Source organism: Pseudomonadota bacterium, from assembly GCA_018823285.1.
Classification (GTDB): domain Bacteria; phylum Desulfobacterota; class Desulfobulbia; order Desulfobulbales; family JAGXFP01; genus JAHJIQ01.
Genome location: JAHJIQ010000070.1, coordinates 1 through 14,381, shown reverse-complemented (window position 1 = coordinate 14,381; position 14,381 = coordinate 1). Strand labels below are relative to the sequence as shown.

Here is a 14,381-nt window from a genome sequence, read left to right as displayed (position 1 = left end):
GACGATATCGAGAGAACCTATGAATTCGCCACCATTATCATAGACGGCTGAAGAACTGACCTCGATATTTTTAATCGACCCGTCCTTGCAGATGAGGCGACCGACAAATTTTTCATAATGCCCGGACTCTTTCAGTTTGGAAAATTCCATGTCCGATTGAGGATGCTGGTCTGCCGGAATAAACTTCAGAATATTGTGCCCAAGGAATTCCTCCCTGGCATAGCCGAATATCTCAGAGGCCCGTTGGTTCACATCGACCACAATCTGGGAGTCGTCCAGGATGAATATTGCGTCAAAGGCCTTTTCGAAAAGCTGCCGGTATTCTATATCGGCAAAATGGTGTTGCCCTTTGCCGGCATCCCCCCCGCCTTTCGAATCGGCAGTGGTTACGGGACCGCCCTTGTTTTTTATTTTTTTCTCATCCATGGCCATAACAATCGTCAGCTGATCGCCGCAGGACGCCTGCTCATCTGTGCATCAGCAAATTGGACATCCAGGGTGTTGTTTGCTTCAACGACCCAGAACCCAAAGGGTGAAAGAACTAAAAATAACGGCCGACCGAAAATAAACATCTCGTTTTGCCGCATCTCCGGTCTGGCAGCAAAAAAAGAATCCCGGATCCGCAGATCCTTACGCACCAGAGCGCTGATTTCTTCAAGTTTTTCAAGGGCGGACGGATCGGCCAGGAATCGGGCGACCAGGTCGTTGATATGAAGAAAGGAACATGCTGATTCATGAAGGTGAACGGCCTTCATGATATCTTCTTCCAAACCCGGGACTTTTTCTCTGGTCAGCAGATTGCGGCCGATGACCCTTTCAATCCCGCTGGTATCTTCACAGAACAGCAGTCGGCACTCAAGGGGCCGCTCCTCATATATTCCGCAACCCTTTCCCGCCTCGTTCCAGAAAATGCAGGTCCAGCACCCGGCCGCTCCGGAAATTTTCAGAAACTCCCCCCGGTCCGGATCGAGCTGCGAAGTCTGCTGATTCAAGGCAGGTTCATTCTGCCGGATGGTCACCAAACGGGAAAGAGGAATCAGTGATTCACCGATCAACCCGAGATCTTCATTATGAAGCGCAGGACCGCCATTCCTGCAGCAGGTCCCGCATCTTCTGCACTGTGGCGCCGAGGTTATGATCTTGTCCGGAAGATCCATCAGAAAAAACACCAAAAATTACAATTTGCCGGTTCCAGAGCGCAACAACAGGCTTGATGGCAATACTTTGGCTGCCGCCCCGCTTGCCCCTGACCAACAGTTTTAAAACCGTACATTCATAAAAAACACCCGATTATCATACAATACAACCCGAAATTACAACATGAATTATTTATCCTCGATTCTTCCCGTAAGCCCATCTGAAAACCCTGCTTGCCCGGCCGCTGGAAGAAAAAGAAAAGCCCCGCATCCATTGCTGGACGCAGGGCTTCTGGATCTTATCCGGTTTTTTATCTCTTATCTGATTTCGATATTGTCAATCGTGACCGGTCCGCTCTCTCCGTCAATGGTGAGCGACTGAATAACCGTCGGGATCCCGGAGTTGTCTGTGAAGTCACAGTTGAAGCCGCCCCGGATCGTGACCTCTTTGGCCAGATTGAGAATCAGCAGGCCGTATGCATAGGAGCTCTGAATCTGGACCGTGTCTGAAGTCACCAGATCATTCTCATAAACGGTCTGCAGCTCCTGCCAGTAATCACTCTTCCCTAAGACCCGGATCGGAGTGGTTAGCGGACAAGTGTCGCAGCCGTCCGGCTCTCCGTCACCATCAAAATCAACCCTGTCATCAAAGCCCGAACAGATATCACAGCCATCAGGTACAGTATCACTGTCTGCATCGGCTGCATCACTAAACCCGGGACAGAGATCTCCGGCATCGCACATCCCGTCGGTATCGGAGTCGATGCCATCGTCAGCCGGATTGTTGTCCGGCTGCAGCCCGAAACCGTCGACCCCGATCGAACAGTCATCACAGGTGTCATTGTCGGCGTCACCGCAAAGGGCGGGGTTCAGCGGATCGGCCCCGGCCGCAAGCTCGGCGGCATCGCTTATCCCATCGTTGTCGTCATCGGTATCGAGATCGTTGCAGACGGCGTCGCCATCGGTATCCCCTGACGTATTAATCCCCGCGCAAACATCACAACCATCCGGGACCCCGTCGCCATCCGCGTCAAGATTGTCATCAAAACCGGGGCAGACATCCACTGAATCCGGCACGCCGTCGCCGTCTGCATCGGCAACGTAGGTCAGGGCGGCCGAAAGGGCCAAAAAGGACCCGGCGCCATTGGTCACGACAACATCGACGGTTCCCGGCACATGAGGGGGCGCGATAGCGGTGAGGATGGTTTCATTCCACGAAACAATGGCCGCAGACAGGCCGTCAATGGTGACCGACCCGGTTCCCTGATCTGCACCGAAACCGGAGCCATAGATCATAAACTGGGTCCCGCCATTGGCGTTCGCCACCGACGGAAACAGCCCCGCGACTTTCAACAAGCCAACGCCCGGATCACTTCTGGCCAGCCATTCCTGATTGTCGCCGATTCCATCGCCATCGGTGTCTGCAAGATAAGGGCTGGAGCCAAAGGCCAGCTCCAGGCCATTCTCCAGGTCGTCATTATCGATATCCGGGTCACAGGCATCACCCAGGCCATCACCGTCCAGATCAAACTGGCCGGGGTTGACAATACGGGGGCAGTTGTCGGCGCCGTCAATGAGACCGTCCAGATCAGTATCCGCGATAAACGGATTGCTCAAGCCCGGAAGCTTGCCTGCAACCGGCACCTCTTCGGCATTGGTCAGGCCATCAATATCAAGGTCTTCGAGTGGATCAAGAATCCTGAAGAGAGTAAATCCCTGCAGGCCCAGATCGGCAAATGAATACTGCAGGGAAAGCCCTGCCAGATACGTGCCTTCCTGCTCTCTCGCGAACGCTGCGGCATCTTCGACAACCGACACGCCACTCAAATTGTTGTACAGGGACAATATCCCGGCCGAGAAGGTCGTGCATGATGTCTGGGCGAGCACTGCTTCAATATCTTCCAGCAACTGATTGATGGTCCGTGGTGTCGAGACACTTTCAGCATTGAGATACTCACGCAGTCCCTGAATAACCCCCTGGTCCGGCTGCTGCCCTTCTTCCGAAAAGGCATAAAAAACCAGCGGATCCGGATTCTCCGGATCAACAGGAAGTTCATCCTTCAAAAGATCAAGGTTGCTGAGAATCCCCAGTTGGCGTTCCAGAATAGTCAGGGGCGCAAGATCCTGAGGCACAACATCAAAATCGCTGATAGTGATGGCCAGATGAGCAGTCAGGTAATCCTCCCAGGCGGCCTGCCATTCCTCGGGCGTTGTCCAGGTATCATCAGTCAGATCGGCGGGGGTCGGGTCAGGCACACTCGCCAGATATTTTTTGACGATCAATTCCGGGACATTTTGATCTGCAGCCCTGAAAACCAGCTCATCACCGAGGGGAATACGGGAAGTCACAAAATTTCCATAGGTGCTGATTGCCCCGCCATAGCGCTGCTGACCGATGAGAGTCGTGAAAGTATAGGGATTGCCAAGGGGATAAGGGCCCGCTGGCCCCTGGGCATTACCCCAGATACTTTTCGCTTCGACCTCATAGAGTCTGCTGGCAACCGGCTTACTGTTGCTGCTGTCGGGGAGGGTTCCGCGTCGTGCTTCATCCCAGTCACTCCAGCCGTCGCCATCGGTATCGCCAGGGAGACTTAATTTGTCATTGGGATCGGAGCCGCGCAGGATTTCATCGATATCGCTCATCCCGTCACCATCGGAATCTTTCATGCCGGACCCCGGATCAAGCGGGTTGAGGCCATGGATGACTTCCCAGACATCAGGGATACCGTTGCCGTCCGAATCCACCGTGTAGGGCTGGGTTATCGTGTAGTCCAGGGTCGTAACCGGAGAGTATTCGGTGCCGTTCACCGCCCGGACATTGATGGTGGTGTTCTGAACAACATAGAGAGTGTATGGATTCCCCGCGACGAGCTGCCAGGCACCGTCCTTGAAGATTTCTATATCTGGTGTGCCGATGGCGGCGTAGGCATGTATTTCCACGGCAAGGGTATGGTTATAGGTGCCGGATGAAGGGCTCGCGGCAATTCCGGGAACGGTTCCCGGATCGCGGGTGGGGAAGATCGCGGTGTCGAAACTGTAAAGGGAGACATTGGGAACCCCGACAAGAGGTGCGTTGCTGGCCCCGCTGGTCATGTTGGGCACGGCGGTCTGGTTCGAAAGCAGCGGAATCTCCATGGTATCCGTTACTCCCGCAACCGGAGGAGAGCCGGTATTCCAATGCTGCAGAAAAACCAGCGGCGGAGAGGTGGTTACCTGGGAAGTCCAGTTCCCCAGATGGTATGATGACTGGATCTCACCCTGGTCGTCAAAGACCAGCACATTCTCGTTAATCAGCTCACTCCAGCCATAAACCTGGGCAGACCCGAGGAGAACAAGCGCTCCCGCCATAACAGCCCTCCGCCAGACAAGTCCAAGGAAATGCAGGGTATTTTTCATAGAATTTCCCATTATTGCAGAATGAACCAGTTGGTCTGGTGTTCAGCGATTATCTCACCTGATCGATCATCAATGGCCAGAATTTTGTATCGCGCCTTGCTGCCGCTTCTGAAGGGATACCGGTCGACAAAGATCAGCCTGACCCCGTTCGCCAGTGCCGGATCAACACCCCCACCGATCACGGTGTCCTCCAGATTTCGCAGATAAAGAAATGGGTCCTGAATGATTGATTGATCAACCCATTCCCCACCTCCCCCCATCGGAAAAAACACATATGTTTTTGTCCGTAAACAGGCAAAACGGTTGATCAAGGGGCTGACCTGGACAAAATCCCTGCCTTCTTCCTGCCGGTAGACAATAAAACTCTTCAAAGCCGGCTGCAGAGTGTCGCAGAGAGTGGCACACGGCAGTCTGAATTCATCCGGGCTGTCGTCCATGCACTGACCACTGCCCGTACAGGTCTGGATCTGCTGTGCCTGGGTACCCGACTCACAGAGCGGATACACGGTAAGCAAGGTGGTCGCCGCCAGATCCCGGCTCATGACAATGGCCGGCCGGCCGCCCAGAGTCGCCCCTTCCTTGAGATAGAAGGCCGTAAACTCACTGCCGGCGGCCGGCTCCCGGACCCATGGCCAGGGGAGATTCGGATCTTCGGTTGCAGTCCAGGTCTCGCATATTTCGGTAGACCAGTCGCTGTTGGCCATTGCCGAATTCATACTCCGCATTTTAAAACAGAGTTCCTGTCCCATCTCGGTCGCCTGGTCAAGGGAATACTGATAGACGAACTGACCGCTTTCATCCTGGGCTGCATCCCAGATAGTCTTGTACCGGGTGTCGTCCTGACCTTTTACAGCGAGAACAAAGAGGGCGGCTCCTTCGCCGGGTGCGGCCCAGCGCAATTCAAAATAGGGAGTACCGGTGCCCTGCTCTTCTTTTGAATACACCCCTTCCATCATTGGCGCAGGGATGGTCTTCTCCGGCTCCGGAGCCGCCGCAGGCAGTTCCTGGCAGTCGAGATACCGCATGGCGGAGCCGACATGATTGGAGCTGAAAGCCCGCACCCCAAGACAGAGTTCTGCTGAACTGAGTCCTTCCAGAACCGGGATATTCTCACAGACATTACCCCCGGTTGCTCCCTGCTGAGGCACGCTGAGAAAAGGACTCATCGAATCACCGATCCGGTGATAAATCCTGGCCGACTCACCAGCACCAAGATCAACACATACCCGGGACGGTCCCTCGTTGACCAGGCCGGGTTTACTCAGCCCCCAGCTGGTGCAGGTCTCCTGCAGGGTTATTGTGCCGTAGAAAGACTCAGTGCAGAGGTTGGTCCCGTCCATGTAAAAGCTTGGCGAAACACCGACCTGAGAACCGTTCCGATCATAGAAATAAACGGCGAAGGAAGAGCAGGCCGCATAGGCGCAGCCGATGCGGGACAGAACTTTTTTATCGATATGGGTCACCCTGCCGGTGGTCGATCCATGTATGACCAGGGATGCCGGTTCCTGGTGAGAGGTTCCGGTACACCTTTCATAAATCGCAAAAGAGGCGGCAAGTCCGGTCTCATCAACCAGCACCAGGGAATCACCGGGAACCTGCTCAATCATATCTGCAGTATGGTCAACCTGATACCCGCTGCAGACTTCAAGGGTCGCATTGGGTGTCGGCTGGCTGCGATTGTAGAGAACCGCCCGGATCGGGGGAGAAACCGGGCTTGAATTGAAGTTTTGATCCACTGCGACAATCTTGTACCAGTAAACATGATCATCCGGCTGCATAGCGTAGTCGATGGAATTCATCTGGATGTGTTCCGGAGCAATCGCATGCTGAGAAACCGGATCATTCTGGCTTATTGTTTTCACATAGGCTGCGGGATCGCCCGCCGGTTTATCGTTAGCATTACAGGCGTCAAAGCCAAGCGCTTTCTCCTGATCATCCGGCCAGAGATCACCATCCATATCATCACCCCATTGGGAAGCCTCTTCGGGTGAAGCAAACCGGAAAATCCGGTATTCCAGAACATCAAGATCGACACAGCGGACCTTTGCCGGATCACCGCAGGATTCTTCGCCCCGGGTATAGCAGACTTCCGTGGCATCAGAGCTGCAGATGTTTTTGCCGGCCCCGTAGAAACGGGCATAATTGACCGGATTGATCTGATCAAAGGCAATGGCAAGGCGCGGTTCGGAAGTTTGACTGCCGTTGGTATCAATCAGCTGGGTCACCTCTTCGGTATGAACATTCCAGACCATGGGCGGGGCAATGCCGTCCACCACGGTTGCCTCCACCGGCGCAGAGGTTTCCGAATAATGACCGCTGATATCCAGGGCGGCAAGATAGTAATAGAACTTCTGGCCCCGCCGCCATTTCGGGCCGGTGGTGTGGCTTTTTCCATCATCCCTGGTCAGAAAGCTGTCTGAGCCGGTTGCCGGAGCCGCCCCCGCCACAATGATCGGCTGGTCGTTCAGCCGGTTGAGCCCGGCAGGAATTCCCTGCCGCAAATCTACCGCGCCCAGATCACTCTCCGCCCAGAAAACATCGTAACCATAGACCAGAACATTGTGACCGATGTCCTGGGGACGGGCCGGGACATCCCAGTTCAGGTAGATCATCAGGTCATCAATGCCTTTGCGAATCGATGAACAATCGTTGACTTCGACCTGACGCAGTCCCTGGGGAGCGGGCAGCACGGTTTCGGTACTGCCGTCGATCACAATCGGCTCGGTCTGGCCGATGGGGAGTGACTCGACATCATTTATATCGACCGCAGTCAGCATGTATTGATAGGTATTCCCCGGAGTAACGGTTTCATCGACAAAGGCAAGCCCGGCCGCCATTGCCAGGTGCGGGAACTGCCTCATCAGTAGCATGCGCTTCAGTGGATCGAACTGCGGTGAGGCCGGATCAAGAAGAGCGTGCACATAGGTGTGGAAATCAGCACCGGTGATCGTAGGCCCAAGCGGCGCATCATTCGGCACACCATTAACGCTCATGTGATTCAGTGTGGTGAGAAGTTTCAGGTACGGTTCTGCGTCATTATCGCGAAGAGCAATACTCCTGAGTGTTGTATCGTCGACAAGCCCGGCCGGGATGGTCCCCTTGTTGGCTGTGACAAGATTCTCATACTCCCCGCCAGTGGCTCGATACAATCTAAACCCCTTGATTTCGCCGGGAATGCTCCCTTCCAGAGCGCCCCACTCCAGAAGAACGCGCAGATTGTTGGTCACCGGGCTCCGTTCAACCACCGAAACGAAATAGAGGCGGTCGGCGGCCAGCGCCTCCTGCCGGGTAACAATGCCAAAAAGAGCAACCAGGCTCAGAATTGTAAGCAGTGAAATATATTTTTGCAGATTCCTGTTCGTCATTCGTTCTTTTCTCCGCACAACAGTTAAGTTAGTGGCAGCAACTCACATCAGGACCGCTCACGCTCCAGTCCCCGTTGTTAAAAGTAGCCTCAAAGGAAGCATCACCGGTCAGACACCAGTCATCTTTTCTGGCATGGGAGATCTTCTTCCATTTTGACGGGGAGCAATACCCTACTCCGGCCGCAGCCCAGCCGCTGCCGGCAAATTTATACTCGGTGCCCGATTTCTGGCCGATCGCGGTGACACTGCCCTTCAGCGAGGCAAGACAGGCGAGCTGACCGTAGGCAGAACCTCCCAATAGCCCTCCGTAGGTTCCAGCCGGGTCAGGCTCGGTGAAATACCAGGCGCCGATATCGGCCCCGACACCGGCAGTCAACGCGCAGCCGTTGTTGTAGATCGGCACCTCCAGAGAACCCCGGACATAGACGCCCTTGAGTATTTTCAGTTCAGTAGCCGGATCGGGCAAATCGGTGCCGAGGATAAAACCGGCAACCTCGGGATCAAGCCTGACCAGAACATCGTTGGTACAGCTTTTCCCGAGATAAAAAACGGCTTTCGGGATGGAGTAGTCCTGAAAGCGACCGGCTCCGGTGGCGCCGAAGTAGAGCTCATCCAGCCCAATGGCGCTTTCAAGCCCCAGATCCTCAAGAATCATCGCTTCAAAATTGATCTCACCGGAAGTATACAACCGGCCGAAAACGCCTCGGGGATATGCCCCGACCGGATCAGGATCACCCAGCATTCCCATGGTGAATCCCAGAGCGGCCTCCTTGATGCCCACCGAGGTGCCCAAGAGGTCCGCCGGCACATCGTGGGTGGAGATGACAACATCAACATTGCCCTTACTGCCACTGTCCAAACAGGCGCCCTTGCCGTTTTCCGTGTTCCAGGTGGAGACATCAAGAGCAGCATTGTATGAAGTCGGATCCGGATCACCGCTGAAGGTAAATTCCGCTTCCAGGTGGATCCGTTCTATCTCGTCCTGACTGACCAGGGCAAAGCCGTTGATCCCGGCCGATTTTACCCCGTCAAGACCAAGCGTGGCGGTAACCTGCCCGAGCTGATCATTGAGCCCCTGATTCACTGCGGCCAGGGTCTCCTTGATCAACGAGTTGATCTGCAGGGCCAGCTGGGTTGAGATATCATCGACCACATCGCTGATCCGGCCGATCTGGGCGTAAAAAAGAGTGTTGATCGACTGGACCGCATCGGAGTTGACAATGGCCGCACTGATCATCCGGCGGATATCCGCAGAACTCGGATGGGGCAGCAGACCGGCAACATGGCTCTCAACCAGCGAGAGCGGCCTCTGCAGTTCGACCGACTCAAGCAGAGCATCAAAAGGGGCGGTGAGCAGCATTTCCAGATTCTCCCGGCTGAAAAGCACGACAAAATCAGAACTGCCAATCGCGCCAAGCACGGGCTCAAGAAAGGCATCGGGCTCAGGTACCGGGGCACCCGGGTCAAGAGCCGCGTAGATAAAATCGGCCCGGACCGCATCCAGATGACCCTGGCCTTTGATCATCGCATCGGCCCAGGTTGCAACGCTATCAGGACCCGGCACAATCAGCAGAGGAGCGATGGCATTGTTGAGCAGGATCTCTACACTCCCGTCCATCTGGTCGAGAATCGCCGGGATAAAAAAGGAAAGTTTGTTGAGTTCAACATCAATACTGTTAAGGGTGTTTTGAACCAGGCCGTTTGCGGATGCCGGTCCCAGGATTGCCTCAACCTGCTGGTAGATCGCAACAAAGCCGATGTCGTCGTAAAGGGCCTGCATATTGCCATCTGCAGAGGCAATGACCGCATCAACCTGGTCAAGCAGGGTGATCATGGTCTCTTCCGCCCCTCGGATAAAGGAGGTGTCAAGAGGGGATCCGGCCAGGAGGGTGGCCAGAAAGAGGTAGTCGGCAATTTCACCCAGATGCACCGACTCTACTGCATTCCTGGCATCCTGGACTGCATTTCTGGCCGTTTCCAGCTGCCCCAGCAGCACATTTTCCCCAGGGTCGGCGCTGGCAAAACCACCGATTCCCCCCTCCAGCAGGGTCCAGAGGGCTGTAGTGGCCGTTCTGGCATCGGAGATATAGGTATGTAGACTGTTGATGGACTGGGTGGCAGTACCGTTCAGATAGTTTTTGATGGTGTTCTTTTCTGCCCGCAACTGACCCAGAAGGTTCTGCAAGTCCTGCAGGGCATTACGAATTTTTTCGTAATCGGCCTGCATAGCATCAAATTCGACATCGGTTCCACCATCGGCGATAAAAGCTGCGCGGAGTTGAAGCCGAAGCGCCTCGGTATCGGGAACATAGGTGAAAGGTGCCAGACGGGTATAAAGATCGGCCAGATCAATTTCCGGGGGCAGGATTTTGGCCAGCAGTTCGGCTTTAAGGTTACTCAGCGGTCCGCTGATCTTGGCGCTGAGAATATTGGGCGCCTGCTGGGCATCGTTTAAAGTCGTGACCATGTAATCAATTTCCGTGCCGACAAGTTCCTGTAGTTTGTCTTCAATAGCCTTGCGAAGGAACGGGGTAAGGTCGCCGCCGGTCATATCATGCATGAGCTGTTCCGCCCCCACCAGATTACTGATGGAACCCTTGATGGCATCAACATGCGCGGCTTTCACGTGCAGGTCGTTTTTTAGGAAATTGCCCAGCTGCTCCATATCCATGGAACCAACATCGATCTGCATGTTGGCCAGTTCGGTAAGCTGGGCGCTGGCGCCGAAGGAGAACTTGGTCCGTTCCGGATTGATAAAATCGGGCACCGACTCGACCGATAATACCCCGGCTATATCGGAGGATTTCCTGACCCCGAGAAACTGGGGCATGTTCGCAGGAATGGCGGGGCTGCCGGCAATGGCCGGAATTTCCGGTGTAGACTGGTTGTACCCGGCCGGATAACTCAGATCGATAAAGCCGGCGCTGGGCCAGGAGTATTCGAAGGTAGGCTTGGGAAGCCCGTTGGCGGACTGGGACAGATTCCGGTAATCGAGAACCGTGCCGTACGATCCGTCCGGCACCCCGTCAAAATCGGTGTCAAGCTCCGTCTGGTCGGCAAAAATCGAGACGGTATAATCATCGCTCTGCGCAGGGTCTCTGTTCGAAAAATGTCCGGCCAGACTCACATCGTTGAAGAGCGGCACATCGGTCAGACCGGAAAGCACGGTAAAACCACCTGCCCCGCCATAACTCGGTGGATTGGCCGGGTCGGTGACCTGGTTTAAGTAGGCGTTCCGCAGTCGCAGCGAGAAGCCCGACAGACTGCCGTCGGTTGGGCGATCAAACCAGGTATCAACCGTGCCGGAAAGTTCCTGGTCTTTCAGGGTGCCATCGGCCGGGTACTGGGCGATCATGGTCAGCGGTGTACCGATGCCATCGATCACGTTTCTGGTCATCAGCTGGAGATTTTTAGGCAGGGTATTGCATTCCGGTTCTGCTGCCGTATCAGAGGAATCGGGAACAAAACTCATCCCGGCAAGAAGGATCGGCATATTCCAGTAATCAAGAATCTGACACCCTTCGTCGATTGTTGTATCAGTGTCTCCCGGCCAGTTCTGGCCGTCGCAATAGTTATTGGTTGCTGCCTGAGTGGCGTCGGGCCAGCCGGGTTCCGGTTCGGTATCAACGCTGCCGTTGCCCAGGTTGCCGTTACAGGTGAGGTCAAGATCGGTAAAACCAACCCGCAGTCCCGGCTTGCCGGCCCCACCGCCCACCGGGCCATCCTGGATGGTCAGAGAGCCGTCGATAAAGGTCTTGTTCGACAGCTCGTTTCTGTCCTGACGGAAGGCGAAGCGGCTGAAATTCATATCATAGCCGTATATCTGAATGGCGCCGTCGGCAAGGCTGTTGAAGGTGGTATTGAACACCCCGGTCAACCCGCCGGGCCGGTAGAAATATTTCGTGAAAGGCCGGTCGTTCATGGCGTTGAAGGAGGTGTTGCCGTTGAAACGCAGATTGATTTTGTTACCAAGAAGCTCGCCTTGACCTTCGGTGATTGTCGGGGTACCGGAATAAGGCCCGATCAGGAGCTCCGGTCCCAGGTTTATGCCGGCAAAAAAACCGTCACCGTTTGCTGCCGACCAGTCGTTAAGATCATGCAGAGAGTGAATGGCATCCGGTTCCATCACGCCGGTACCAAGAAAGGTGAATGATCCAAGCATAACCTGGGAAACCCGCATCTCGGATTCCACTGATTCGGTGGCGGCAGTCCCCGGCATGATAAAGCCCGGAACCAGCCAGACCCCGGTGCGACCGGTGTCGTCCCTTTTGAAGGTTGCATTGGTCCCGTCGTAGCCGCCCCAGGCAATTTCTCCGGCAGCGGAAAACTGACCGGCTACCGCCCCATTGGGAAAAATGGCCGCACCGGTTGAGGTCACTGATGTGCCCACATTATCCATGGCATTGCCGCAATCGGCTTCGGTACAGTTCGGATTAAACTGCATGCCGAAACCCACGGTACCGGCCATGACACTGTTGGTGGAGATACTGTTGTCAACGAAATCCAGAGTAAAGGAACTCGGCGCCAGATAGGCAAACGGGAAGGCGGTGTTACCGGCACTGGAGGCAAAGGCCAGCGTGCCGCTCATGCCGTTTTGCGAGATGGTCAGGACATTACCTGCACCGGATCCTGCCTGCCGATAAAGGCTGTCGTTGCTTGGAAAACCGTATGTTTTTCTTGAGTCGGTTACAGCAAGTCCGGCCTCTGCTGCCTGGTGTACATAAACAGGCACCGGATTGGTGAGACTGATCGACGAGCCACCAAGTGGAAAAGACGCCCCTTGGACGGCCACATAAAAGGGCAGATTTTCGCCATGCAGATAACTTGACCCGGAGAGTGACAGGGTGACATTATTAAGGGGGCCGGCAAAAGATCCCCCGGAAAAGGGCATGCCCGAGAAACCAGCCGGCCAGATCTGGCCGTTGACAAGGTTATGGTTGGTCACAGAAGCCGGCAGCACAGCAACAGCATTGGCAAAGGTAAGGCCTGATGGACTTAAAGTTACCCCGGAGGTCGGATACCCGAGAATCCAGTAAATGCCACCGGTACTCCCGCTGAACGATGGCAGGGAAATCTGCCCGAGATCAACATCCAGATCGGTTGAATATCCGTCAGGAGTACCCAGGTTGGTGACGCAGAGATCACCGTTGCCGGCCTGGGTAAAAGAAGGTGAGGCAAAACCATTGTTCCAGCTACCACTATAGGCGGTAAGATTGAAATCTGAGGAGCAGAGGTATTCATCCGGCTGCTCACTGGTGAGCGAAGTGAGCTGGGTCAGATTATTTCTGAACCATAGATTTCCCGAGAAAACGGTGTAGTTAAAGGGGCTGCTTTCGGAATTAATGTAGGTGGGAGGAACTGTCGCAGTCTGGAGACGGAAGTTAACGGTATATTGCCCGGTTTTCAACTGGGCAGCACCACTACCGAATGCAGGCAACTGGAGAGTATAGACAATGGTAGTCGTTTTGACGGTGGCAAGTCCTTCCCAGATAAGTCCGGAAGCGGTGATCCGATTCGAGACGACCAATACCCCGTCGCGCATGAGCATATGATCCAGAGATAATGAACTGGGGAAGACGGTATCTCCTATCCCGAGAACGCAGCGCACGGTCGTGGTGACGGTAAGGGTCCCGGGAGCCCCGGTTTTTATGGCAGACATGGTTCCGGTCACAACCGGCGGATTGAGAATCGATAATGAATACCCCCAGGATACGGCAGGGACCAGGATGACAGATATGAGTACCACCAATATGCGCCCGAAGACCGCAGTTCTGGTCATGAGTACTTCCTCCGTAAAATTCGATTTTTCACATCTTCCTGCGGAACCGCAGCTTTCAGCAGCATGCGCAATGCGGCACATCACCCGTCCGGCACAACCTGGTATCTGAACCCGATGTTTCAGAGCACCGGAACCGGCACTTTCCAGAGACAAAAACTTCTCAGGGATCAGCAAACGACAATATCAGGAAAATCCCCCGTCTTCAACGGGTAAACACCTTGTCGGCATCCGGCGCAACGCTCCATCCTGTAAGGTTTCCCCTACAAAAACCAACCCTGCATCCTGGCAAACCCTGCCCCCGCAACTACCTAAAAAATACCGATGCCTGACAAAAAATATTACAAAAAAGCCCCGCCTCCTTTTGCAGGAAACGGGGCTTCTGGAAGGTATCCGGATTTTACCGGTTATCTGATTTCGATATTGTCGATGGTCACCGGGCCGCTCCCGCCATCGATGGTCAGTGATTCGATGGTTGACGGCGAGCTTGTGTTGTCGGAAAAATCGCAGTTGAAGCCGCCCTCGAATTTGACCTCCTTGTTCAGGTCGAGGACCAGCGGGCCGTCTCGCAGATAGCTGTGGGTGCGGATGGTGCCGACCGCCGGCAGTAGATAATCATACACATACTGCAGCCCCTCACTGAAATCGCCGCTCCCGACCACCCGGATCGGCAGACTGGACGGACAGAAATCAAGGGTCAGGCCCGAG

The 14,381-nt window shown here is 54.8% G+C and carries 6 protein-coding genes; all 6 read right to left on the bottom strand.

The window, feature by feature from the left end; genetic code table 11:
* Positions 1-432 (bottom strand): PAS domain S-box protein (locus KKG35_15410; protein MBU1739516.1); only part of this gene is annotated, 432 nt, incomplete at its 3' end.
* Between the two features lie 8 nt (positions 433-440).
* Entirely contained in the window at positions 441-1,157 is a 717-nt protein-coding gene (locus tag KKG35_15405) for a YkgJ family cysteine cluster protein (GenBank protein ID MBU1739515.1), read from the bottom strand.
* A gap of 297 nt (positions 1,158-1,454) precedes the next feature.
* Positions 1,455-4,532, bottom strand: a complete 3,078-nt coding sequence (locus KKG35_15400; GenBank protein MBU1739514.1) for an IPT/TIG domain-containing protein — start codon at positions 4,530-4,532, stop codon at positions 1,455-1,457.
* Between the two features lie 11 nt (positions 4,533-4,543).
* A complete protein-coding gene (locus KKG35_15395; GenBank protein ID MBU1739513.1) occupies positions 4,544-7,897 on the bottom strand; it encodes a hypothetical protein in 3,354 nt (1,117 codons plus the stop codon).
* Positions 7,898-7,925: 28 nt separating this feature from the next.
* A complete protein-coding gene (locus KKG35_15390) occupies positions 7,926-13,676 on the bottom strand; it encodes a hypothetical protein (protein ID MBU1739512.1) in 5,751 nt (1,916 codons plus the stop codon).
* A 404-nt stretch (positions 13,677-14,080) separates the two neighbouring features.
* The coding region (locus tag KKG35_15385; GenBank protein MBU1739511.1) for a hypothetical protein at positions 14,081-14,381 on the bottom strand (301 nt) is incomplete at its 5' end.